General features: G+C 44.3%; 25 protein-coding genes and 2 pseudogenes. 4 read left to right on the top strand and 23 right to left on the bottom strand.

From position 1 onward, the window contains the following. Window positions 1-9: 9 nt before the first annotated feature. From AC3WU2_RS04595 to AC3WU2_RS04565, 7 genes and pseudogenes are all read right to left on the bottom strand, one after another. Entirely contained in the window at window positions 10-360 is a 351-nt protein-coding gene (locus AC3WU2_RS04595; RefSeq protein WP_492451680.1) for a DUF1048 domain-containing protein, read from the bottom strand. A gap of 12 nt (window positions 361-372) precedes the next feature. Beyond that, window positions 373-720 carry a DUF1048 domain-containing protein gene (locus tag AC3WU2_RS04590; protein ID WP_379348752.1) on the bottom strand — a complete coding sequence of 116 codons (348 nt, stop codon included), beginning with the start codon at window positions 718-720 and terminating at the stop codon, window positions 373-375. Continuing rightward, window positions 717-1025, bottom strand: coding sequence for a PadR family transcriptional regulator (locus AC3WU2_RS04585; protein ID WP_379348940.1), 309 nt, complete (start codon window positions 1023-1025; stop codon window positions 717-719). Before AC3WU2_RS04585 ends, AC3WU2_RS04590 begins: the two co-directional genes overlap by 4 nt. Before the next feature lie 1138 nt (window positions 1026-2163). Continuing rightward, window positions 2164-2640, bottom strand: a complete 477-nt coding sequence (locus AC3WU2_RS04580) for a YiaA/YiaB family inner membrane protein (protein ID WP_492451678.1) — start codon at window positions 2638-2640, stop codon at window positions 2164-2166. Window positions 2641-2795: 155 nt separating this feature from the next. Further along, window positions 2796-3020: pseudogene (locus AC3WU2_RS04575) on the bottom strand (helix-turn-helix transcriptional regulator); the annotation flags it as partial. A 472-nt stretch (window positions 3021-3492) separates the two neighbouring features. Beyond that, complete coding sequence (locus AC3WU2_RS04570; RefSeq protein WP_492451676.1) at window positions 3493-3897, bottom strand: hypothetical protein; 405 nt, start codon at window positions 3895-3897, stop codon at window positions 3493-3495. Window positions 3898-3901: 4 nt separating this feature from the next. Beyond that, the gene (locus AC3WU2_RS04565; RefSeq protein ID WP_492451674.1) at window positions 3902-4453 is read right to left on the bottom strand and encodes an NAD(P)H-dependent oxidoreductase; all 552 of its coding nucleotides are present in this window, start codon (window positions 4451-4453) and stop codon (window positions 3902-3904) included. A 156-nt stretch (window positions 4454-4609) separates the two neighbouring features. Here AC3WU2_RS04565 and AC3WU2_RS04560 point away from each other — a divergent pair, with 156 nt between their 5' ends. From AC3WU2_RS04560 to AC3WU2_RS04545, 4 genes are all read left to right on the top strand, one after another. Beyond that, window positions 4610-5248, top strand: a complete 639-nt coding sequence (locus tag AC3WU2_RS04560; protein WP_492451672.1) for an HlyD family secretion protein — start codon at window positions 4610-4612, stop codon at window positions 5246-5248. An 11-nt stretch (window positions 5249-5259) separates the two neighbouring features. After that, window positions 5260-6783 carry a DHA2 family efflux MFS transporter permease subunit gene (locus tag AC3WU2_RS04555; protein WP_492451670.1) on the top strand — a complete coding sequence of 508 codons (1524 nt, stop codon included), beginning with the start codon at window positions 5260-5262 and terminating at the stop codon, window positions 6781-6783. Between the two features lie 546 nt (window positions 6784-7329). Continuing rightward, window positions 7330-8712, top strand: coding sequence for a DJ-1/PfpI family protein (locus AC3WU2_RS04550; protein WP_492451668.1), 1383 nt, complete (start codon window positions 7330-7332; stop codon window positions 8710-8712). Between the two features lie 338 nt (window positions 8713-9050). Further along, the gene (locus AC3WU2_RS04545; protein ID WP_379345466.1) at window positions 9051-9617 is read left to right on the top strand and encodes a DUF4062 domain-containing protein; all 567 of its coding nucleotides are present in this window, start codon (window positions 9051-9053) and stop codon (window positions 9615-9617) included. 54 nt (window positions 9618-9671) lie between these two features. Here the strand turns inward: AC3WU2_RS04545 and AC3WU2_RS04540 are convergent. The 16 genes and pseudogenes from AC3WU2_RS04540 to AC3WU2_RS04465 form a co-directional block, all read right to left on the bottom strand. After that, a pseudogene (locus AC3WU2_RS04540) lies at window positions 9672-9806 on the bottom strand (DUF8821 family protein); the annotation flags it as partial. Between the two features lie 74 nt (window positions 9807-9880). Further along, entirely contained in the window at window positions 9881-10258 is a 378-nt protein-coding gene (locus tag AC3WU2_RS04535) for a VOC family protein (protein WP_492451665.1), read from the bottom strand. A gap of 322 nt (window positions 10259-10580) precedes the next feature. Beyond that, window positions 10581-11306: a hypothetical protein gene (locus AC3WU2_RS04530; RefSeq protein WP_492451663.1), complete on the bottom strand. Its 726-nt coding sequence runs from the start codon at window positions 11304-11306 to the stop codon at window positions 10581-10583. An 11-nt stretch (window positions 11307-11317) separates the two neighbouring features. Next, window positions 11318-11773, bottom strand: a complete 456-nt coding sequence (locus AC3WU2_RS04525) for a hypothetical protein (protein WP_492451662.1) — start codon at window positions 11771-11773, stop codon at window positions 11318-11320. Between the two features lie 235 nt (window positions 11774-12008). Further along, window positions 12009-12584: a DUF3995 domain-containing protein gene (locus AC3WU2_RS04520; protein ID WP_492451660.1), complete on the bottom strand. Its 576-nt coding sequence runs from the start codon at window positions 12582-12584 to the stop codon at window positions 12009-12011. Window positions 12585-12826: 242 nt separating this feature from the next. Then, window positions 12827-15217 carry a helix-turn-helix domain-containing protein gene (locus AC3WU2_RS04515; protein ID WP_492451658.1) on the bottom strand — a complete coding sequence of 797 codons (2391 nt, stop codon included), beginning with the start codon at window positions 15215-15217 and terminating at the stop codon, window positions 12827-12829. A gap of 98 nt (window positions 15218-15315) precedes the next feature. Next, window positions 15316-16194 carry a carbohydrate ABC transporter permease gene (locus AC3WU2_RS04510; RefSeq protein WP_492451656.1) on the bottom strand — a complete coding sequence of 293 codons (879 nt, stop codon included), beginning with the start codon at window positions 16192-16194 and terminating at the stop codon, window positions 15316-15318. Window positions 16195-16209: 15 nt separating this feature from the next. Then, window positions 16210-17154 (bottom strand): ABC transporter permease, encoded by a 945-nt coding sequence (locus AC3WU2_RS04505; RefSeq protein WP_492452188.1) that lies wholly within the window; start codon window positions 17152-17154, stop codon window positions 16210-16212. A 115-nt stretch (window positions 17155-17269) separates the two neighbouring features. Continuing rightward, the gene (locus AC3WU2_RS04500; protein WP_492451654.1) at window positions 17270-18889 is read right to left on the bottom strand and encodes a type 2 periplasmic-binding domain-containing protein; all 1620 of its coding nucleotides are present in this window, start codon (window positions 18887-18889) and stop codon (window positions 17270-17272) included. Between the two features lie 199 nt (window positions 18890-19088). After that, window positions 19089-20246 (bottom strand): glycoside hydrolase family 88 protein, encoded by a 1158-nt coding sequence (locus tag AC3WU2_RS04495; protein WP_492451653.1) that lies wholly within the window; start codon window positions 20244-20246, stop codon window positions 19089-19091. Between the two features lie 212 nt (window positions 20247-20458). Then, on the bottom strand, window positions 20459-20983 hold the full coding sequence (locus AC3WU2_RS04490) for a redoxin domain-containing protein (RefSeq protein WP_492451651.1): 525 nt from the start codon (window positions 20981-20983) through the stop codon (window positions 20459-20461). 11 nt (window positions 20984-20994) lie between these two features. Beyond that, window positions 20995-21708, bottom strand: a complete 714-nt coding sequence (locus tag AC3WU2_RS04485) for an ABC transporter ATP-binding protein (RefSeq protein ID WP_492451649.1) — start codon at window positions 21706-21708, stop codon at window positions 20995-20997. Continuing rightward, window positions 21701-22522, bottom strand: a complete 822-nt coding sequence (locus tag AC3WU2_RS04480) for an ABC transporter permease (RefSeq protein WP_492451647.1) — start codon at window positions 22520-22522, stop codon at window positions 21701-21703. Before AC3WU2_RS04480 ends, AC3WU2_RS04485 begins: the two co-directional genes overlap by 8 nt. A 25-nt stretch (window positions 22523-22547) precedes the next feature. Next, a complete protein-coding gene (locus tag AC3WU2_RS04475; RefSeq protein WP_492451645.1) occupies window positions 22548-23096 on the bottom strand; it encodes a nitrous oxide reductase accessory protein NosL in 549 nt (182 codons plus the stop codon). Beyond that, window positions 23093-24448, bottom strand: coding sequence for a right-handed parallel beta-helix repeat-containing protein (locus AC3WU2_RS04470; RefSeq protein WP_492451643.1), 1356 nt, complete (start codon window positions 24446-24448; stop codon window positions 23093-23095). The genes AC3WU2_RS04475 and AC3WU2_RS04470 overlap by 4 nt, the downstream gene beginning before the upstream one ends. Continuing rightward, window positions 24445-25314: a sensor histidine kinase gene (locus AC3WU2_RS04465; RefSeq protein WP_492451638.1), complete on the bottom strand. Its 870-nt coding sequence runs from the start codon at window positions 25312-25314 to the stop codon at window positions 24445-24447. Before AC3WU2_RS04465 ends, AC3WU2_RS04470 begins: the two co-directional genes overlap by 4 nt. Window positions 25315-25468: the final 154 nt, after the last annotated feature.

Genomic DNA, 25468 nt, shown 5'->3' with positions numbered 1-25468 from the left:
ATCCCCCTTTTACTTTTTTTTATCCGTAGCCTTTTTCATGGCCTTACTAACTTCTTGGTTAACAGATTCTTGATAGATGTCAGCGTAGGTTTTGGAATCTTTGATTAGATCGTCGCAGAAAGCTGCAACGTCACTGCCGGTCACATCGAGCACGCCTTTCCCCATGGCCGCGCCCTCTTCAAAAAGATCGACAATCCCCGATAGCAAACCCGTACCTTCGGTTAGTTCAACAGGGCCAACCTTAAAGAGATATTTTTGAATCTCTTTATAAACAATCTGATAATCCCGTGGGAGCGCTTTGACTCGCGCCACGTGCGCTCGCCACTCTTTTTTGCCTTCGATGATATCTCGAATTCTCATTTTATCCTCCTCCTATTTACCTAGTTTTTTAGCGATATTATTGTTGAGTTGCTCGCGCCACTTGTCGCGATAAGACTTTGCCCCTTCTTCGCCGGCCAGCGCCGAACAGAAGCCTTTGATATCGTCACCCAATACCTCTTGGACACTCTGACCGTCCGCCGCCGCTTCTTCAAGCAGGCCAAGCACACCGTCAAAAATTGGCATGAGGTTGCGACCGGTGAAATCTGAGTGCGGCCAAAGATTGGCATTAATTTTTTTCCATGCCGCTTGATAATCAGGCGGTAGCTTTTTGACTCGCGATTCAAAAGATTTGAATTCTTTAGTCATGTCACTGCCAGTGATTTTTTCCCAAAAATTCATTGTTTTTTCTCCTTTAACTCGTTAATTTTTGATGAGACGAACCCCCATTTTTCCCAGAACCTCTGCAGTTCCTCGCGCCCCGCGTCATTGATCGCGAAAAACTTTCGTGGCGGTCCCATTTCAGAGGGCTTTTTGGTGATCTCCACCAACTTGTTTTTTTCAAGCCGGATCAGGATGGTGTACACCGTTCCCTCCACAACATCTGCGAAGCCGAGGGCATTCAGCGTCCGCGTGATTTCATATCCGTAGGTTTCTTCGCGGCTTATTATTTCTAGGACACAGCCCTCAAGCACGCCTTTGAGCATTTCCGTTAAGTTCTCCAACACAATCACCCTTCACTATTCTGTACGACTGGTATGCAGTATTACTTACTACCACTATAAAGTAACACGTAGTAGTTGGATTGTCAATAGCGTTACCGCTGACACGGATTTTATATTTTCAACTATCCTGCCAGTTAGCGCAACGCGGCTGCCGATCTATGCCGGCAGCCAAGTTTTAGTTATTTATTAAGCTATCGTGTCCCATTAGTAATGTCATTTGCTTTTGTAATCGATTAAACATTCCTTGGATTGCATTTTCTAGTCTCCGACTGTCTTTAATAAGCCTTCTCGAAGCCTCATTAAATAATCTTCATACATATTAAGAGTATAAAATTCAATCACATTATTCTCCGAATCTTTAAAATAACTCTTCTATGACCTGCTGGGTTAATGATAATTTTATGATCAATACCACAAAGTTCCAGCCGATTTATTGCATCATCGATATCGGCAAGCTCAATAAAAAATGCTAAATGAACATGTATGCCGCCTTCATCAAAAAGCCCATTCCATTTCGAAATAGGCTCCCTTTTTTCAGTTAATTGGTCTTGATCAAAATCTCTTGGAAGCCATAATCCTAACCTAGTGTTTCCGCCAACATATAGCCATGTAGCCCATACCTCTTATACGACCTCGTACTAACAACCTACTGAAGAACCTCGTCAAGATGAACATAACGACAAAATGTATGATAAGTGGTGCTGCTATTCTCAGGAATTCCAATACCGCCATGAAGGAATAAAATAGAACGTATTTAATTAACCCCTGTACCCAATCCTTATGCTCATGCAAGAAATTACTGTTCCAATGAGCAATGGTGTTATCGAACAAAGTGTAATAAACTGCAAATGCTACTAGGTAGGTTAATACCTTGTAAAGTCGATACTTGGAGAGAAATGCCGCTTTAGCATCGCTCTTGGAATGTTCGACGATAAAAAATATCAGATTAAGAGTTCAAGAATAAATTTCGCCCTACTTGTGATAAGGTTCGGCGTATCACTCTAGAAGTGAAAAAAAGGCACCCTCTTATCAAAGGCGCCTTTACTCGTTTACTCTAAGCATGAACTTCAGAGTCGGTTTCCAATACTAAACGTTCATCGACGACAGAATTTGTCCAATTTCACGCATTAATGTCCCGTCTGGCATCTTGCTCGGCAAGTATCTCTTTATCTTCCGCGTTATCCCTCGTCACTTTCTGAACGCCAATTGCGCTATATGATATCAAAAGAATCACAGCTATGTAATACCCCTTTACATTTAATTCAAATGGAGCGTTGTAAAGGCCAATTAAGAACATCCCATACCCGATAATCAAACCCGCAAAAGACATTCCTGTAAAAGCTGCTGTATTCCTCATCCGGTGCTTCGAGTTTTCCAAACGAATTTCATTATCTTCTGTATTGTCTCGAACGACCTTCTGTACAACGACACAGCTTATTGTGATTAACACCATGCAAAGCAGATAATAACCTTTCACGTTCAATTCCCAATCTGCGTTGTACACTCCTAGACAGAATAGAAAGAGACCTGCAGCCAAAGCAAAATACGATACTGCCGTAAAGGCAAGCGTGTTCCGTTTGCGATATTTCTGATTCATCTGACGATTCACTCCCGACTATAAAATAGAATGGTGCTGCATTCTTCTCCACTATACATTGGAGATTCGGTATAATTCTACACTATATTAGTTTTTTTGGTAATATTTAAATCATAACTAGACCTTATAATAATTTGGATTTTAACAAGCATTGCTTATTGGCAGAATAAGTACAATCTATCTTGTATACCCTCTAAGACTTCTTCTGGCACTTCCCTGACCTTGATATCCGCGCCTAAGAAGAGTAGCAAATTAGTTATTTCGGCCAATTCTTCTGGATGATTAACATTGTTAAAAGTCTTTAGAATGGCTGAGGTTTGGTAAGGATTCGTATAGGAAATTAAAAATTTTAAAGGGTGATATTTTTTGAACTGGGCAATAAACGGGTACCCATAGGCTGGACACTTTGAAAAAGGTGTTTAGACTGTGAGTGCATTTTTATATGGATCAATCTGTTAAGATCGGTTGAAAAATCCCTACCTAAAGCGGACATTCTCTCCAAGAGGGGAGCGTCCCAACAGAGTATTGCTTTGACCCTCAATGACGATCATTTCATCGCTCCCTTTGCCTGTTCACTATGTTATGGTCTACGAAGATCACCAGACGAGGGTGTGTATAGGATTTAAATCGCTGTAGGAAGCTCTCCCTAGTCAGCCGGGTGAGTTTGTCCCCAATTCAAAATGGAGAATACCTACTCTCCTAATATTTACAATTTCGCCCTACTTATGATATGGTTCACCACAATTTATCTTCAACTAATCTGCCCGTTAACAAAAAAACCGCCACCATGCAGAAAAATCTGCGAATGATGACGACTCTTCTAAGATTCACAACTTCGAAGCGAATTCGGGGTTACTCTTTTTTGGAAGCATTCCGCAAGGTTTGCATCGCTTTCCGGTAATCGGCGTCGGACATCTTGCCGAAGTTAATGGGCTGCCGGTTATCCGTTTTCTCCGTGGTTTGTTTTAATTGCCTAAGCGATTGCCGGAAGGATGCGTCATTTGCCGCAGGTGGTGCGACAGCCTCCTGTTCTACTGGTATATCCTGACTTACGCTTGTGACAGACACATCGATAAGCGGAGAATCCACGTGTAACTCGGTTTCTGTTACCGACTCGGTAACAGGTTCTGTCTTCGTTACGGAGTCAGTTATTGTGGAAGATTTTTGCCTAGATGACCGATTCGCATGCCGTACGTTCACTATGATTAAGATGATAATGACAACAAGCGCCACAATGCCATATCCGATAATGAGCATTCGATCATCTCACCCCTCGGCCTGTCATTTTGCCCGCTAAGCGCGCGACGCGTTCGCCTAATGCTTTTCCTAGGGCCATTTCATCCTCGCTCGGTAAATTGGGTGAATCGTCTGGCGATTCTTCCAAGCGGCAAGTGATCCCTACGCCGTAGTACGATCCATATAACACATTTTCGGGAACCGTAGCCGGCAATCCAACGATTATCATACCTTGGTGAAGCATCGGCGTAATCAAATTTAACATCGTAGCTTCAATACCGCCATGTTCGGTCGCGATCGTACAGAAGACTGCCCCCAGCTTGTCCACCAGCTTACCGTGAGCCCATAAATAGCCTAGTTTGTCGATCCACGTCTTCAGACCTGCGCTGATACTGCCAAAATGCCCAGGACAACCCCAGATGATCGCATCCATGCGCTCAAGATCATGAACATCCGCTTGATCCACATGGTACAGATATGCATGAGCTCCTTGAACGCCCTGTACGCCTTGCGCTATTGCCTTCGCCAACGCCTCCGTATGGCCATCCTCGCTGTCGTACACGATATATATGTTCATGCATGCTTTCCCTCCAACATCTCTTTACTTGCTGCTATATACTTTTCCTCGATCGTCCTATTACTATCCATCTTTATGGATAATTGGCAAGCGCTATCGAAACACTAAGTTCCAACACACTAACAATTGCTCTGCAATAGGAAGGAATCGATCGAAATGAAAAGCTCTCGAATTGTCATTGTGAATATTCTGGTACTTCTCATTCTGTTAGGGGGAGGTGCCGTTGCCGTCTACTATTACAATCAGTCCATCAACTATATTTCAACGGACAATGCCAAGGTAGACGGTCAAGCTATCACGATAGCATCGACGTCTCCAGGCTTGCTGCAGTCTTGGCGAGGCAAGGTAGGCGATACGTATACGGCTGGGCAAGATCTTGGCACCGTGCTCACGGATAAAGGCAATGTATCCATTAAGATGCCACATTCCGCTACAATCGTCCTACAAAACGCCGCGGTCAATACCATAGTCGGAGCAGGAATGTCGCTTGCGAAAGCGTTCGATCTAGGGGACTTGTACGTCACCGCCAATGTGAAAGAGACTCAGATTAACGACGTGAAAGTGAATCAGACCGTCGATGTTTACGTAGACTCTTTTCCCGGTACGGCACTGACAGGCAAGGTCGATCAGATTGGACTTGCAACCGCCGGAACCTTTTCCCTATTACCTACCTCCAACACGACAGGAAATTATACGAAGGTGACGCAAGTCATTCCTATCAAAATCTCTTTGGACGGGTACCGCGGTCTCGGATTGGTTCCCGGGATGAGCGTATCTATACGTATCCATAAATAAGGGGGGGCCATATGAGCGAAAAAAGGATAGCACCTACGGTTACCGTTCTCATCCTCGGGATGTTCATTGCGATCTTGAACCAAACCATGGTGAATGTCGCCATCCCACACATGATGACGGATTTGAATGTGTCCACGACGACGGTTCAATGGTTATCAACAGGGTTCATGTTGGCCAATGCGATTATGATTCCCATCAGTGCCTTTCTAATGGAGTCCATTTCGACCCGTATACTATTTGCCATGGCGATGGCGATGTTCACGATCGGATCCCTCATTTGCGGCTTGGGTCCAACCTTCTCCGTTGTATTGGTCGGGCGCATCGTGCAAGCCATTGGAGCAGGCGTATTGATGCCGCTCGTCACCAATATCTTCCTGCGCATCTTCCCCCCCGAGCATATGGGGCGCGCCATGGGCATGATGGGGATTGCGATGATGTTCGCGCCTGCGCTCGGACCGACCTTTGCAGGCTACATGGTGGAGCATTTTTCATGGCGCATCTTGTTCTTTGTCATGGTTCCGCTCGGCGCGATCGAAGTCATCCTGACTTTCAAATATTTGTCTAATATACTGAAGCTCACTTACCCTAAGCTGGATTGGCAAGGGGCCGTCTTATCGACCGTAGGCTTTGGAGCGCTACTGTATGGGCTTAGCGAGGCTGGAAGCAGAGGCTGGGGAGATCCTGTCGTGGATATTTCCATTATCGTCGGAGTCCTATTCCTCATCTTCTTCGTCATAAGGGAGATGACGACGAGCAGCCCTCTTTTGAATTTGACGGTATTCAAAAATCTCACCTTCACCATGTCGACCGTCGTAAGCGTCATCGTGAATATGGCGATGTTCGGGGCGATGCTCCTACTCCCGATTTATGTTCAGAATATTCGGGGCTATACCGCTTTGGAGTCGGGGTTGCTGCTGCTGCCTGGAGCACTGCTGATGGGTGTGATGTCGCCGATCTCGGGTACGTTATTTGATAAATTCGGCGTAAGACCGCTCGCGATCATCGGTTTACTGATCACTTCGATTACAACCTATCAGTTCACGAAGTTAACCGATGAGTCGACGTATTACCACCTGATGACGCTCTATGCGCTAAGAAGTTTCGGGATTTCCTTCATTATGATGACGATCATGACAGAGGGGCTCAATGCGCTGCCTCCGAAATTAAAGGGTCATGGCACGGCGGTGTCCAATACGATGCGTCAGGTTGCCAGTTCATTTGGAACCGCAGTGCTTGTAACGGTCATGTCGACAAGAACAACTGAACATGTGGCATCCTATTCGAACAATTTGACGTTGAGCAATACGATTGCATCCGAGAACTTCGCAAACTTGAGTACAGGCATCTCATCGCTTACAGGACTCCCTTCAGAAATGGGCGGCGCTTATACGTTATCGATCATTGGAGGATTGGTGACGAAAGCATCCACCATCAGCGGAATTAATGATGCCTTCGTCGTTGCGACAATCATTACTGTCATTGGTATTTTCTTCTCGCTGTTCTTGAAGCGGCCCAAGAAAATATCGGAAGGATAATCGGATGCAACCTCCATTTGGCAAAGCGTATCTTTACCAAAGAGCCATAGAATCGCTTCTATGTCTCTTTTTGCGTTCATTGAGCCATGTGCAACCCCAAATCTATCTATGTTTTTAGTCCTGTTTACTTGCCAATACCTTACAAATGTGCGCATACTTAATTACACGTTTTCATTCCCCAGCAGATGATCAAAGCTTCTGCCCAGTAATTACAATAGAAAACTCTACTTATGGACTATAATAAACTTTGTTGAAACTATCCTGCCCTTTAGCAAAACGCGGTTGCCGATCATGCCGGCAGCCGCGTTTTAGTTTTTTATTAAGCTATAGTGTCCCGTTAGCGCAACAACCAACATACATAAAGAGCTCTTCAGCTTGTGCCAAAAAGGGATAAAAAAACGAAGACACCTTAATGAAAACAGACTAGGGTCCAGTGGCCGCCCAAACTTTAGGAGTGCCCCTCTACTGAACCACAGACAGATGATATGTTCTTCTTGTTTTGTTAAATTTTAAGGGTGCACAATCGAGCTGGAAGGAGCGAAGCAAGTGAAAACTGTATTACGCATCATGATCTATCTCATCGTTTTTATCGTCGTCGTAGGGGGGACAGGCGCGGTCGGGTTCGTCAATACGATGAATCCCGGAATGTCGGTTTACGATAAAGCACCTCCTGCATTGACGGATGTGCAGGTACCGAAATATGACGCGAACAAACCGACAGTGGCCGTGCTGCTGGCGAACGAAGCGACGGAAGTGTTCGATTTTCTCGTCCCGTACGAGATGTTTGCGATGACTGAAGCTTACAATGTATACGGCGTTGCCCCCGATCGCGAAATTAAATCATTAACCGGCGGACTCGATGTCGTCCCGCATTATTCGTTTGACGAAATGGATGCGATGCTCAGCAAAAGCCCGGACATTATCGTCATTCCGTTTATGCCGATTTTGGACGAGAAAAAATATGCGCCTGTCCGTGAATGGATTCGGAAGCACTCGAGCGCCAAGACGACATTGATCTCCATTTGCAACGGGGCTGAAAACCTGGCGGATACCGGCCTGCTGAACGGCAAATCGGCCGCGACGCACTGGGGAGACATCAACCGGCTCATTAAAAAATATCCGGAAATCCAGTGGGTGAAAGATCGGCGCTACGTCCCGCAAGGCAATATCGTTTCATCTGCCGGTCTGACATCGGGGATCGACGCTACGCTATACGTCATCTCCCAGCAATTGGGCGAGGCGGCGGCGAAAAAAGTGGCGAAAGAGATGAACTATCCCTCTTACGATTACGTGACAAACCCGCAAATGAAACAGTTCGATGCCGGGCTGAGCGATATAACGTACGTACTGAACAACGCTTTTCAATGGAACAAAGTAAAGGCGGGCGTGCTGCTTTATAACGGCGCCGATGAACTGGATTTGTCCGCCGCATTCGATACTTATGCCGCTTCCGGTACGACGACGACGTTGACCGTTTCCAGCGCGAACAAACTGATCGTAACGAAGCATGGCCTGAACCTAGTCGCGCGTTATCAGATCAAAAACGTACCGAAGCTGGTGAAAATGATTGTCGTCGGTGCCGATGCCGAATCTGCAGCCGCCGAAGACATCAACCAATGGAAAAACAGCGGCAACAGCGCGAAACTGCTGTTCCTGCACCACGACGCGGCGGATCGGTTCGCAATGGATCCCGCATTCGAGGATTTGGCCGGGCAGGAGGATATCCAGACGGCGAAATTTGCCGCCAAGCGGCTCGAGTATCGTGCCACCGACCACCTGAAGCTGGAAGGCAGCCCCTTCTCTTTTGAAGCGTTTGGCATACCGGTTTTGCTTGGCATCCTGTCCTTGCTCATCGCTTTTTTCATCGATCGGCGCTTCATCCGTAGGAAAAAGGGATCATCCGTAAATATAAGCGCTTCAAGGGGATGATTGAGTTTGCGGAGGCTCTGCTATAGGTGCTAGTTATGTACCAGTCCTCGATTCTATATTCCTTTTATTTTGAAGATTATTAATGTACTCTGCCAGTTAGCACAACGCGGCTACGGATCCAATGGCGTCCATTCCCCAAACCGAACGATCGATCTGAACCCGGTCCAGCTCAACAGGATTATTGATCAGAAATTTTTTTTCCACTTCTTCTGCACGAATAAACCTCCTATTTGCCGTCTGGTGCAAGCTTGCCGCATGATAACCCTAGTCATTTTTGACAAATAAAGTGAGGGAGTGGTAAATTCTTTTTATACTAATTCTTTAATTTGGGTGGGCCTATGAGAAAAAAATTACAAATTTACATATCGTCTACTTACTACGATCTTATTGAGGAAAGACATACCGCTGTTGAAGCCGTACTTCAAGCCGGTCATATCCCAGCCGGAATCGAGCAATTTTTCAAGGAAAGTCCATTGAAAATCAGGAAGAGATGGATCGACGACTCCGATGTATATATCCTGATTCTCGGAGGATTCTATGGTTTAACGCTTCCTGATGAATCCAAGAGCTATACGCATTGGGAGTATGAGTATGCCGGAGAAGCGGGCAAACCTAGATTTGCTTTTGTTGTCACAGATGAAGCATTAAGACAAAAGCCATACGACTTCGCAGCAATTGAATACTATCAGGAGTTTCAAGAGTTTAAGCAATCGGTCATGGAACAAATCCCTACCTATTATGTTGAAGATGTACGGCACATTAAAATGGTACTTCGTGATCAATTGCCGGAGTATGCAGCAAGAGACGATTTGTATGGCTGGTTATCCGGCAAGGATGTCCCGGACGTTCAAAAGCTGTTGGAAGAGAATGCAAGATTAAAGGCGGAGTTGGAGAAAAAGAATTGAAAGAGGGGCTGGCATAACCAGCCTCTTTCTTCCGTCTTCCTTTACTATTCTTCTTTAATGACCACGAATGGTGCCCACCAGCTTAAACTTCTGCCTGTCAAACTTCCCTAACTCCGCAGGTACCTCCATCCCTTCAGAAAGCTTAAACCCAACGGCCAGATTCTTAGGGTCATCAACCGTATACATGACAAATTAAACTCCTATTTGCTGAGAAAAGGCACCCATCAAGAATCCGGATGCCTTAAAATGTTTGGGGGGGGGCATCAGTTCACGACGCCGTATTTGTTCCCATCTGGATCGCGAAGGGAGAATCCATGAATACCGCCATCGAATTGCTCAATTTCTCCAATATCGGCCCCCTTCTCCTTCAAAACCTGGTAACTACTATTCACATCCTTGGTATGAAAATTGAAATACTGTTCTACTTGGTAATTGTTTTTAGGAAACGATCGATGCTCAATTTCGAAGGAAAGCACGAGACAGAATACTACACGATGGTCATTCATCATCAATACCGTTGCATTCGGTTCGTCGCGTTGAATAATTTCGAATCCTAACATTTCCGTATACCACTTCGTTGATCGTTCCAAGTTTGTAACAGGAACAAATATCCCTACACCATAAAATGTTGGTTTAGTCATTTTCAAACCTCCGATTGTTGAATTAATGGTGATGTCACTGTAAATACGTTGCAGTCTGGATCAAGAAAAGAAAACCATACATGCCCATGAATGACACGCACTCGACCTATCTTTAGCCCCCTCACAGACAGCCCCTTTGAAAGGATAAATGCTTCTATTAAATTTCTATATTGTTAGATGATTCTCCTTAAATTAAGTTTCGTTACCCTGCCCGCTAACTGAATAAATAAAAACGACCTCCGAAGCAGTCATTATTTCACTATCATGTCCCGTTAGCGGAATGCAGAGTATCGCCCTTCATTATCCTATTTCACCTTCCAACTCAGTTTCCTGCTCGCTCTATAAGTGTCACAACATCTCTATCTAAATCAAGATAACAAATCCCTTCACCAAGAATAATTTCATGGTTTGTCACAATATTTTTCGAGGTCAATCTCGTCTTACCATTAGGTAAGAATGTAAAGGTAAGTACATTTTCGCCATCCAACCATACAAAATGTTCTGGTGGATAGATTGTAACGACTTCTTCCATTGTATCCAGGATATATAATGTAGTTTTTTGATCACTGCCTGGACTAAGTATAGAATAATACTTGTTATAAATGCATCTGATAAAATCGTGCCATCCGTCAAAACTTAGACTTTCCTTATCAAAAGTTAAAGGATTATATCTTATGATCGTAGTGGTAGAACGATCAAAGTGAATCGTATAATAAACGATTTCATTTGAATCAAAGATATACCCTGCAAATGCACTATTATTCCCACATGTATGAATTACATAGGGACGGAGATCTAAAGAGCCTCTTCTAGCTAGTTCAACAAATTCCGCAGCCTTAATCACTACAAGATGCTCATCAACATTATCAATGCTTTTATTTACCCACCATCGCTTTTTTTCTTCAGAAAAATACTGGCCTGTTTTAATTACAATATAAGGAAACTGATTACCTAGAATTGAGAAGTATTCTAGAGCATTCAACATAGGATCTGGAGCAAAGGGTATCCACTCTCCCGTCGAAGAATCAATCACGTAGTAATGTTTCACGCGCTCTTCTCCTAATAGAAAGAAAGGAACACATAACGTTCATCAATACCTACAAAAGTTAGATCGTACATGAAATCATCTTTTGATGCTATAGCAGGTGAATTGAAGTTTCGTATAGAAACAAGGGTATTATCTTTTGAACGACAATTTAATTTGTGAAGCGAAACGCTTTTATGCTCATCACTACTTTTATAATTATCACTGTAATTTAGGTAATATAACGTAGCGTTACATCCATTTTCACTCAAACGAAACACATTTTTCTCCGGGAAATAATAAGTTTCATAGGTTTCGACACACGAATCATGTAAAAGAACGCCTTTGTAAAAGCTATATTCAATCTGATGATGGTCTTCATTAGAAAAATCTCTTTTATTATGAAAGGCAAATAATCGAGTATCCCCATAAGAAAATTCCTGCTCATAAATATCATACTGATCGAGCCCTTGCAAACTAACAACCTTCACACCTTTCATCCCCTCTCACAATTAATATTCGTGAAGAACCATAATAACCCTTTCGATAGGCTCCATTAGCGCTTTAGCAGGGAAAAGACAGCCGATAAACTCGGCTGCCTATTTCTAATGGTTAATGCGGTATAGTTTCCCGTTAGTCCAATCATTGGATTTCATCTCTGATCCTTTTCTAATATCGAATCAATTTTATAATTCTGTTTAGAGTATATTTATCCGTTCTTGATTGCTATGCAAATCGCACACCCATAATCCCAGTGATCAAGCCGAAAATAACGCCGAATATGCATGCCGCCAGCCAGATCTTTCTACTACGAGCTTCTTTCAAGAAACACAATCCTACAATGCCTAATAAAATCCCCTCGATCAAAAACCACGGTTCAAAGAGCAGTAGATCCCACAACACATAGGCATCTTCATGGATGTGAAATGATCCCGACTCCAAACCAACTACCCCACTAATTTGAAGTATTCGATAAACAATTCCAAAAATGCCGTGCGAAGCGGATAACGAACACCCTGCCCAGGATATAAATAACAACATATAACTAGAAACTCTGCCCTTATTCCAATAAATAAATGCAAGACCAATGAGTCCGACAACGGTTAGAAATACAGTTGCAATCCAATTAATAAATTCAAAATGGAGCGAATGTACTATATTAGGTTTTAGAATACCCCCACCCATTTTGCCACCTAAAGCCCAATAAAGGTGAGGAAGCATATAGGAAATGGACCAAATAAACACTGCGTAACCCGACCAAACCAGCGATTTTGTTTTCGATTGTTGGGTTTTCGAATTCATATCTATCGGAACGCACCTCCTGTGACTCTTTCGTTCGAACTATAGTCATTGAACAGGTTTGATACCATTAGCAAGATTCCCATCCCTTTCAATCCAACATTTACTTATAAATTATACGTGAATGATAAGAAGTGTTGACTAATACTGCCCGTACGTTGAGTCTTTTACAAAAAAGATAGCACAGACGAGATTCCCTCGTACCATGCTATCCTTCTAACTTAACTGTAAACTTGATTCTTCAATTATCCGACTTCGTCCGAGATAAACGTCAGGAAATTCTCCCGATATTTACCTGGCGTTACGCCTTCAATTTTCTTGAATGCACGGATAAATACGACGTCACTTGTATACCCCACCAATTGTGCAAGTTGAGCATTGGTCATTTCCTTGGTGGTCATGAGTATCTTGGCCTTCTGAATTCGCCTGCGGGTAATCGAATCAATGACATTCATCCCGCTGCACTTCTTATAGAAGGTAGAGATATATTGAGGTGTCATGCCAAACTGATCTGAGATCATCACAAGACCCAAATTCGGATCGGTGAAATTCTCGTCCAGAAATTGTTCCATATCTTGAAGCAGCTGCACACGATGATCCGTTCGCTCGATAACGAATGATCCCGTGAGCATCTCGTACAATTGTTGAATGCGCCGATACATACTATCAGCCGTCTCATAGGAGAAGATATCTTTGATCAGGTCGATATCGGGGCCGAGAATAACCCGCTGATCCGTACCTGTCGCGTTCATGATCTTGAGGAATGTGCTCGTCATATTAAAGAACAAGCATCTCCCTACTTCCGGCGTGATACCGCCGGATTCGAAGTTCATAGCATAGATCGTATCAAGGAGCTTCAGCACATTCTCCATATCCCCGCTACGCACGAAATTAATGAGCTGAACCTCAATATCAATCGGGTAATAGTAATGGGAATGGACGTTGGTAATATCCCGGAAATAAATGATGGTACCGCCACCTTTAATAATTCGGTATTCCAGTGCCGCGACCGCTTCCGCGTAACTCTCGCCGATGCTCTTCGCTCCTACATGCGTCAGACCGACGGAGACCGTAATATCAATATGGAACCTGTCTTCAATCATTTGCTTGAGCGATTCGGCCATCTCTTGAATGTCCGAGTCCATCCCTTCGGCTCGATCTGCCGCGAAGTTATTCAGGAATACAATGCGATCCCGATCCAATTCCACCGCGAAGGTCTGATGCGGAGCCTGAATCATATCCGTTCCGACATTCGATATAATGAATCGGGCCAATGCCCACTGCTGCTCGTCGTGTTCGATATGAAATCTTGCAATGCTATCCAGTTGAATAATCATCACCGAGAAATATTCACTCATAAACGTAATATCCATAAATTGCAGCGACTGCACGCCTTTCTCTGTCGTATCGACATCCATTTGTCCCCGAATTAATCGAGACAAATAATTGGACCGAAGGACAGGCGCCTGTCTCGCTAATAGGTTGCGTAAATTTCGCTCTTCCTGGAGGGAATCTTCAATGGTCCTCTGGATGAGCTCATATTCGTTCACAGCTTGCCGCCCTTGCCATCCCGTTCCCCTAGGGATAACATCGACAGCTTTACGGATCGGACTGTAATTACGGTAAGCGATGATAACCGCAGCAATTACGCCAATCCCTAAACAGAGGAGAAATAGAATCAGCGTCCATTCTTGAATGAGATTCAATTGCTGCATATAGACACTTCGCGGCGTTACCAGGATGTACTTCCATCCCTCTTTCTCAGAGGAAGTGTATGAGACTACCTTCGGATCGCCGTTCAGCTTCTCATTGAACAGACCCTCATCGTGATGGATTTGACGAAACAATGAAGCAGGAAGCGGATCTCGCTCCGTGGACATGATGGTTCGGCCCTCACCATCGACGACGTAGATGGAACTGTCACTCGCATATTCAATTTGCGCGAACATTTCTTTCACGCGGCTCTCATCAATGAGAATGACAAAGCTACCTGTAATATCTTTTCGATCGCGGCCTGGGAGTGACTGGGTAAAGGTAATGACATCCCGTGGTGTATTCTCAATACTCTTCATCGGATCCATTTCTGAACGTCGGAGCAATGTAGCCGAAGGTAAGTAGGCCATCGTATGAAATCCGTGTAATACTTCGTCTCGCCATGTCTCATACGTCTTACCTTCATAGCTGTAGTACATGTCATAAAATTTGCGAGAATCTGTTAACAGACCCGATTTCAGCACCAGGTCACTCTTGCGGAAATATACATAATAATCCAATATGAAATTGGAACGGAGGTTCGAGCGAAAAGCCGGCCCGTGCATAAATTCGATAAACTTATAGCGGTCAAAACCACTCTGGTCCTCTTTTAACTTGAGCAAATAATCGAGTTTCGGATCGAATACAATCTGCTGCGCCAGCTTGTCTACTTCTTTCAATTCGATATCGAGTGACAATTTGAGCTGCTCCAGCATCGCTTGATTCGATCGATTCGCGCCCTGCTCGAGACTGTCTTCTACTTTGCCATATAGAAAAACACCAATGGATAAAGGGATGAGCAGCATGACTAAATTGGAGACAACCATCGTGATCCATACACTTTTCAAATGACGAAACCTAAGCAATCCTCGTGACCATTTCACGAATGATCCCCCCTACCTCCATAAGATGACTTACATTAATACCCAAATGAAAACGTTTACGAGTATTATAATGCAGGCAGGCAGGTTAGGATACCTATTTATTCCTTAATCGCACCAATCAACACGCCCTTCACAAAATACTTCTGCAGGAATGGATACAGACAGATAATCGGCAGCGTTGAAATAATAATCGTGGCGTATTTGATCGTTTCTCCAATTGCGTATTTATCATCTGCAGCAGCCCCCGTCGACATCGAATCCGTCGAATTCGCTATCAGTATATCCCGAAGGACCAGCTGTAATGGATGCAACGTACGATCTCTCAGATACACGAGCGCGGAGAAATAAGAGTTCCAATGTCCGACGGCATACCACAGAATCATAACTGCCATGACGGGCATCGATAACGGAATGATAATCCGGAACAAGATCGTCAGCTCCCCGGCGCCATCAATCTTCGCCGATTCCTCCAGAGATACGGGAATGCCTTGGAATGCTGTCCGCATAATGATTAAGTTAAAGGTCGAGATCGCACTCGGAATCAATAAGGCCCAAGGGGTGTTCATCATGCCCAGCTTGTTTATCAACATGAATGTAGGAATGAGGCCCCCATGGAACACCATCGTCAATACAATGGCAAACATCAAGTAGTTACGAAAAAACAGATTGCGTCGCGAGAGTACATAGGCTCCCACTGCTGTCATCAATAAGTTAATTGCCGTCCCAACGGTCACATAGAACAATGTGTTCTTATATCCGCTAATAATCATTGGATTCTGAAAAACGGCCTTATACGCATCCAAATTAAAACCAACGGGACGAAGCAGCAGCCCGCGATGTTGGAGGAAGGCCGTTGCATCACTGAAGGAGGCGAACAGCACATATACGAACGGATATAACGTAACAAAGCATAGACCCAGCATCAGTATCGTATTGAAAACGCCGAATACCTTCTCACCAACAGTTTGTGCACCCATGTCATGGATCCCTCCTTACCACAGTTTATTCTCGGACACGCGTTTGCTGATGGCGTTCGCCGATACAATAAGAATGAAGCTAATTACGGAGTTGAATAGACCAACTGCTGCCGTAAAGCTGTAACTTGCTTCGAGAATCCCTTTGCGATAGACATATGTCGAGATCACGTCCGCTGTCTCATAGGTCAACGGGTTATAGAGCAGCAGTACTTTATCGCTGCCGACAGAGAGCATATTCCCCATATTAAGAATCAGCATGATGACAATCGTTGGCATAATCCCGGGTATGGTGATATGGAACGTCTGCCTCCACCGGTTGGCACCATCAATTTTTGCCGCTTCATACAACGTGGGATCAATATTGGCGATCGAGGCCAAATAAATAATCGAACCCCATCCAATCCCTTGCCATATCCCCGAGGAGACGAACAGGAATCGGAACCAACCCGCTTCTTTCAAGAAATCAATCGGCGCAATCCCGATAAATCCGAGCAATTGGTTGATGAGTCCGTCCCGGCTTAAGAAATCGAACATCATGCCTGCCACAACCACAATCGAAATAAAATGGGGTAAATACGAGATGGTCTGCACCCAACGTTTGAACATCATCCCACGAATTTCATTCAGCAGGAGCGCGAGGATAATGGCAGCAGGGAAAGCAAACAGCAGCTCATAAATGTTAATAAGAAGTGTATTCCGGATTAATCTCCAGAAATAAATACCATCGAAGAAACTCATGAAATGTTTGAATCCAACCCATGGGCTCTCCCAGATTCCCCGTGCGGGAGAGAAATCCTTGAACGCGATCTGAAGACCATACATCGGCCCATAATGAAAAATAAGATAGTAGGCGATCACAGGTAGTGCTAGTAGATAGATCATCCAATTCCTGCGGATATCCTTGCCCATGATATGCCAAGTCGACGGCTCGTTCTTCCTCTTAACCGATCGCTTATTCATCGGTCCCTTGTCCAAGACTTGCCTCATCTGTGTTCCTGCCCTTCCCGTAGATTCTGCTAAGTTAGCCGGGAGAAGAACCCTAATCCTCTCCCTGACCTCACCATGATTGGTACGATTAACGCTTGTTGAACCGTTCTAGTGCTGCTTGTTGAATTTTCAGCGCATCTTCAATACCCATCGTTTGAATTTTCTTGACATATTTATCGAAGTTATCGAGAGGTTCTGCACCCATAATGAACTTCAGGAACATCTCATCTTTATAGGTGTTGATATCGGTCATGAGCGAAGCGAATTGGGCGCTTTCATCATTGGTCGGCGTAACAAGCGGCATTTTGCGCTCACCAGTCGGCTTCGACCAGATCGCAAGGGCATCTTTTTGGTTGTCTAACGCTAAATATTGCATTTGGAAATTCTCGCTCAAGACGAATGGCGCACTCCAGGTGGAACGATTGTGCTTCGCAAAGGACTGTTGAAGACTCACACCGCTCGGTGGATTCATTACTTCAGGCAAGAAGGTTGGGACGCCATTGACCATGCTATAAGCTTCGCCTTCTTTACCGTAGTTGAATAGCAGATCACCCTTTTCGCCATAAGCGTAATCCAACCATTTCACAGTCTCGATCGGGTTCTTGTTACTCGTAGATATGGCTGCCCCGATTCCATTCGTTGCAAAATCCTTCTGTCCCCACATCTGCTTCTCGCCTTTCTTCAGCACAGGGTACTCGGTAGCGACAAGATTAAACTTCGGGTCTTTATCTTTCATCAAATTCGCATACTTACCAATTCCGCCCCCATTATACACCGGTGCGGCCCCCAACTGATTCCCGGTCATTTTGGCATCGAACAGCTTGCCGTTCGGCGCTGCGAAGTCTTTATCGATTAGGCCCTCTTTATACCATTTGTTCATGGTCGTCAGGAAATCTTTGTACTCCGGCTGCATCGGACCGTACTTCACTTGACCCCCGTCTTGATAGAAACCATAGTTGATCCCCCATGCGCCGAGGAACGGTGCATCCGTAGCGACGTCATCTAACGTGATGTATAACGGGATTTCATCCGCCTTGCCATTGCCGTTCGGATCTTTGTCCTTGAATGCTGTTAGAACCTCATACCATTCATCGATCGTGGTCGGTACCGCCAAACCCAATTTATCCAACCAATCTTTACGGATCGAAGGCCCATAGAATACACGGACCTTATCGCCGCCGCGGAAGAACGGGAACATATACATATTGCCATCATCTGTTGTGACTTGCTTCTTCCAATCCGGATGTTCGTTTAGCAGCTTTTTCAGATTCGGGGCATATTGATCGATAAGATCGTTCAGCTTGATAATTTTATTATCTTGAATCGCCTTCTCCGGGCCCCCCGGATATCCAATCCACGAGGTTTCAATGACATCCGGCAGCTTCTCTGAGACCATCATGAGATTGAACTGTTCTTTAGCCTGCGCAGCATCCGTAGGTGGATGTTCGAAGTTAACCTTTACGCCGGTAATATTCTCTAATTCCTTATACATACCCATCTCTGCATAGGTTTTCATTTGCGCAGAAGCCGCGGAGTGCATGCTCACCCAGTATGATAAATTGGTCAACTTAGCGCCCTCTGTCGTCTTCCCATCGGCAGTTGTACCTTCTTGCGTCTGATCTCCACCTGAACTACTGCAAGCTGCGATGGATAATGCAAGCAGGGATGTTAACAAGATAACTCCAAATTTCTTTGCTTTTCCTTTCATGAAAGCGCCTCCTTTTTATTGGTTACAAATATAACTAAACTATCGCGAATTCTCGCAGACCATCCGTACTCCGGTCGTAACTATTTCAATGTCTTCAGGGTATAACCCTTCCCACGCCATGTCATAACGTTTGTAACTGATGAGCATCAATTCGTAGGTTCCTGACCTCGACCCTCGTTTTCATCCTCATGTTTCACCTTTACCAGTAAGGCTTCCAATCCCTTGTGACGCGAACCAATGCCTCATAGAAGTAATAGTCACCCCATATGCAACACTCATCGATCCCCGTTCCATTTGGCTTGCCGTATACCGCATGAAGCAGAATGCCATTCGATTCCGGTACCTCCTGAGCCATATAATGTGCGATCAGTGAATCCAAAATAGACAAGGCCGCATTCTCGTATCTACGTCGGTTCGGATCCGTCAACGGCAGGTGCTTGGCTGTCTCCAATAGTCCGCATATGGCGATGGCTGCTGCCGAGCTGTCCCTCTCTTCTGGGCCGCTTGTAAAGATAAGATCCCAATAACAGACCAGATCCTCCGGCAGACGATCAAGAAAATAATTCGAGAGCTTCGTTGTAAGCTCAATAAGCTCACCGTCCCCCGTATATCGATAAGACAGTGGAAACCCATACATCCCCCATGCTTGGCCTCTTGCCCAACATGAATCATCTGCATATCCTTGCGCGGTACTCCCGTACTTCGGCTCACCTGTTTGCGTGTCCATATAAAAGGTATGGAAACTAGATGCATCCTCACGGATTAAATACTTGGCAGACTGATGAACATGCGATTCGGCAGCGTGATAATACTTGGGATCCCCTGTGACCTCACTTGCCCAATATAGAAGCGGTAAATTCATCAGACAATCAATAATCATCCGTCCTTGCTGTTTCGGATCATTCAGGTTGCCCCAAGCTTGGATAATGCCAGCTTTCTCTAAATATCTCGCGTAGAGCAGATCCGCCGCCTCGATGGCTAATTGCTTCGCATCTTCATTTCCCGTCAACTTATAGGATGATACGCAGGATAACGTATATAGAAATCCAAGATCATGCGTCTCCGTATACCGTCGTTCATCCACCCGCTGACGATAACTCGAAAGTTGGCTATCAGCGGCGAGACGATATTTCTCATCTCCTGTAGCTTCATACGCGAGCCATAGCATGCCCGTCCAGAACCCTGGTGTCCACGCCACATTGTCCACTTGTTGGTACACTTGATTCGTACTGCATTCCGAGGGGAACGTATCTTCAAATGTCTCCAGGTTACGATCCATTTGACGGATAATAAATTCCATAGCTTTGTCACAGCGTGCTCTTGTAAGCGGATTCATTGTTGCGAATTGCTCGATCATTGACATTCCTCCCAAGTGGTCGTTAATCGCATCTGGGTTCATTGTAAGCAAGAGAGATACCGCCTACAATTTCCAATTTTTTAGGTGTACTGCTGTTTTTATATAGGTGAAAAAAAGTATGTAGGCATGAAAAATCGTTCACCTCCCCTTTTTCTGCGCAAAAAAACCGCCAGAGGTAGCCCCTAGCGGTTAATTCACACAGGTTGGATAAATTAAGATAATAAAGACGCAGCGCCTTGCACTTCACCCTGAACGATTTTGCTGATCTTTCCGTGTTCGTCAATGATAAAAGTAGCCGGTAGACCGATTATTCCATACTGTTTGGATATCTTGCCGGTAATATCGATAATGACTGGAAACGAAAATTGATGTTGTTCCATAAATGCTTGGACGGTACCTTTTGTTTCACCAATATTAATGAACAAAGACGCTATTTCAGAATTCCGTGATTGAAGAAGCTGATGAATAAGCGGCATCTCTCTTACGCATGGTGTGCAGTAAGAAGCCCAAAAATTAATCAATACAATTTTTCCGCGGTATTCAGATAGGCTGGCAGGCAACCCTGATATCGTTGTCGCTGTAAAATCAGGAGCTTTAGCCCCAACCTTTATTGCATTAGATTTTGAGCGTATTCCATCTGCTTGTGTGAACACGATGATCCAAAGGACGGCCAGTACAGCAGCGATGATTATCACCATTGTCGTAACCCGACGGAATCGAATCTTCCCCTTCCACATGTGACCTCCCATCATGAAAGACCCAGGCTATGATGAAACGCCGCATGAATGGAACCGAATGTATCACGGAAATGCTCTGTTGAACCTTCCCCGACATTTAAGCCTTTGTTCAAGAATAGAATCTGATCAGCCACCTCATCCGCTATTTCGAGTTGGTGCGTGGAGAAGATGACGGTATGCCCGTCCCGCTTGATGTTCAATAAGAGCTGAACAAATGCTTTCATCCAGAAGGGATCCAATCCATTCGTCGGTTCGTCCATAATGAGCAGCGGTGGTTTATTGAGTAATGCTTGCGCGAACAAAATACGCTGACGCATGCCTTTTGAAAAGGTATGGACCAGACTTTTCCGCTTCTCCGCAAGTCCGACGAGTTCAAGCACTTCATCCACTCGTTCCTTAGGAACTTGTCGCAATGCTGCCCAGAAGCTTAGCGCCTCTTGTGCTGTTAACCCTTGGGTGAATTGATAGTCGTCAGGCATATATCCAATCTGTTGCGAGAACGTTTTCCTATCTTTTTTCCATTGGAAGTTATTCACGAAAATCTCGCCAGCCGTTGGCTGCATAATTCCCGAGATCATTCGAAGTACCGTACTTTTCCCCGCTCCATTGCCACCGCAAAGCGCTAGAACTTGCCCGGAAGGAATATGAAAGTTAATGTCCTTGACGATCGTCTGTTTCTTTATGATTTTAGTTAACCCAACGACCTTCACAACATCATTATCCATGGGATCTCCCCCTCTCCCATAACCAATAGACAACCATAATCGAGAAGCTAATCCATAGCATGCAAACCGCAATAAAGAGCCAACTGCCACTTGATCGCTGAATCCATTCAACCCACTGATAATATTCTGGTCCCAAGATCGATCCGCCGCCAAGCTTAATGACGACGAACAAACGGACCAATTCAGCTGGATTGATAAAGGTTAGTGCTACCAACGTAGGCTTTATCCACGTATAGGGCAAGAAATTTAAGACGGATATAAGGATTGTCTGCCAGCCAATGACGGCAAAAAACCATATAGATACGGAGACGGTTAACGCTTGCCAACGATTTTTGGACAAAGAACCGATTAACAAGGCCAACGTTAAAAACAATAAGACTAATCCACACGAAAATGCAATGAACAGAACGTATGTCGTTGAATCAAAACTCATGCCTACTAAACCGCTGATAACCCCCATGAGACCATATCCGAAAGCAACGATCGTTAATAGAACAATCGACAACCCGATATATTTGCCAACTATAAACGACAATGTTCCAATGGGATAGGTTGATAGCAATTGCCAGCTCCCTTCCTCTTTCTCTGCCGTCAAGGAGAAGGAACCAAGAAACAAGGTCATGAGCGGAAGCAAATATAGAATGAGACTTAACATGGATCCCGTAACACCAGAATATCCTTGAACGATACTCTGAGAATTTATGACCAGTAGGCATAGACTAAACACGCAGAATAGAATCAGAAAAGTATAGGACCAGGGATTGCGAAAGCCTGTTTTTATTTCTCTTCTCGCCACTTGTAACATATCATTCATAATCTATCTCCAACTTGGTTCCGTATTATTTGTGACTCGACGTCATTTCGCTTTTCATGTCCATACCTTTCTTATCTTCTTTATGCATGTGTCCATCTTCATCCATCATTTGCATCTTATCCGTATTTTGTTTCCAATTATGACTTGCCAGATCTTTCGCGTTCATAATTTTACCTACGCCTTGTTCCGATACGAAAGCTTCAGCTGATTTCTTATCTTTGAACGTGATGATTCCATAAGCCATTGGTGTGCGGAATGAAGCATCATACACGTAAGTTGCGTTATCATATTCAATCCATTCTTTGTTATTGTAGTCGCGAACATAATCCATCCCTATGTTCTCTGTTCCTTGCTGCTCCTTCCATTTATGCATACAACCAATGTCATCAAATTTAACATTTTTCCCATCTTTCGTTGTCAGTTGTGTTGCAAAAGCATCATCTTTTACCTGCATATTACAAATTGCGCAAACATCTGTATCTTCGTTAATCGGAAGAGCCTCATATTTGTCTCCACACCCAGCCAACATGATCAGTCCAAGAAATAACGTGCATACCGTAATTAATTTTTTCATTCTCTCATTACCCCCAAATAGATTATTGTATAAATCGCAGTACATAGAAGCAGCAACCCTATAGCCAGAACATCAGCGGATCCTTTTGCAGATTCTGTTGATACCCTTTGGCTAAAATCGGCGTTCATGAGCGGAGAAGAGTCTGTAGACCAATCCTCTTGCCCATTTGTAAACATGTCACTCAAAAAAGTCATGCCAGGCGATTGGAAAAAAAGTTGGTACGCTGGCGTTTGCGTGACGAGAAGCTGATAGAACGGATTAATCGCATAAGGTATCTCGCTTGTCCCATCATGATTCAGGTCTAATCCTTGAAACGAATCCCAATAATTTCCTACCATTTTGTTCTTCTGACTATCTGCCGCCTCCGCTTCAATAACGTTAGCAATAAATTCGTTGCGATCAAATTGATTGCTATTCGAATTTATCAACTGGATGCCTATGAAATTTCGAAGCACTGCGTTGTTACTTAATTCATTCTCTGATGATTGCTCCATATAGATTCCAACTCGATTGCCTTCTACAACGTTTTTATTGATCGAAGAAGACTGCACATCATATAACAATATCCCTTGCGAATGGACATTTTGACTTTGTCTGCGAAAGACGTTCCCTGACACGACGACATTCTTCACGCCCATGACCATAGCTCCGGTTATATTATATTGGCCTTCATTATCGACAACTGAAGAGCCGTCGATATACATACAATGGATGCCGTAACGAGTACGTGACAGTTTGTTCCCTTGAATTCTCGCATTACGGCTCTTCTCGAGATAGATTGCATCTCTTACCCCTGTAATGTAATTATTCTTGATCAGCGTACCGTTCGAATTGTACAGATCGATGCCATTGCCTTTTTGCTTCGGCTTATTCGCCTCAGGCTTGATCCATGTGATCGTATTGTTCTGCAGAATTGCTCGATCGGCATCACGAAGGATGATCCCATATCCACTGGTCTGAATCGTAAGGTCCTCAAGTGTTACTTGGTGAGACTTTACCAGAATGGCTGGTGATTGGTCGCCGCTGGCATTGTTTTTAATTTGAATGTTCGCTAGATGGACCCCGTCCGAGAGAATTGAAATCGCAGGCGCTCCGGGTGGATTCAACAGCTTAACTTCACTGTTTCCTCGTATGGATACTTTCTTGTCAATCGTTGCAGGGCCAGCATATGTACCCGGTGGAAGCTCTATCGCATCACCTGCGTCCAGCTGATCAATAACCGCCTGAAGCGACTTCAATTGGCCAATCGATGAACTTGCCAGAGCTTCCTCCATATTCAATACTTGATGACATATAAGTAAAAACGCAATGCATAGTAAACGGTAGATTAGAGTCCGCTGTGCCTTCTTCATATCTTCATCTTGTGATTGACTTCACAACCAACCTCATTTTCTCGATTAGATATCATAATATGGGTAAGGTGGTTATCCCGAAATAGCTTCAGTTCCCAGTTCATTTCTTCTGCTCTTTCCTTCATAATGTTCAGACCATAACGATCTGTCAGCTGGAACGGATTACCAACAAATCCCTTGCCATTATCTTTGATCGTTACTCTCCAGTTCTGCTTATCCCCTTCTCCTTGAACCCAACCTTTAGACGCGTTTGCATGCTTTTCGATATTTAACACAGCTTCTCGAATGCAGGCTAACAGCTCGACCTTTTCTTTTGGCGTTAACATCTCATCTTGGAGCTCCCAGAATACATCGATACCCACATAAACCTCTTTTGCTATTTTCTGAACTTCAACATCAAGCGCCTCATTCAAGTTCATAAGCTTCACCGCCGTATCCTCGTACCTTAAATTCGAAATGGCTTGACGCACGTAGCGATTCACCTCGTGAACGGTCTTTCTGATATTATAAATTTCTTGAAGTTGCGACTGCTGCTCATCGCTCTTCTCCAATCGATCTATCTTAACAGATAGCAAAAACAGCGATTGTGCAATCCCGTCATGAAGTTCTTTGGCTAAGTTTTCTCTGGCTTCCAGAGCGAATTTGGCAGTTCTCTCTTGCTCTAATTCACGTCGAATTCTCTCTAACATGTGAAATAGCTTATTTAATAATGTTACGCTCACGAGGTATACAATCAGAGGGGTAAGCCAATTCCCAAGATCCATCGAAATATAAGGCAATAAAAACTGGTGTCTGACATACTCCCATAATCCAACGGTGATTGTAGGAATGAATAGGATTGTCCACTTGATCTGCTTGTACGTCATGTTGTTCTCCTTTCTTGAGATTTGATCATTCTTCGTATGTCATATATCAAGTTTTCAATATTGCCAGTATATCGATAATGCAATAATAAGAGTTGACCCGATCGGGCTATATTTCGCCTAAAATATTGAACATTTTGTGATCATTGTCATTTCA

This window comes from Paenibacillus sp. EB106-05-06-XG162 (assembly GCF_058791655.1).
Note: the sequence above shows the minus strand (reverse complement) of the source record. Positions and strands in the feature narration are given on the sequence as shown.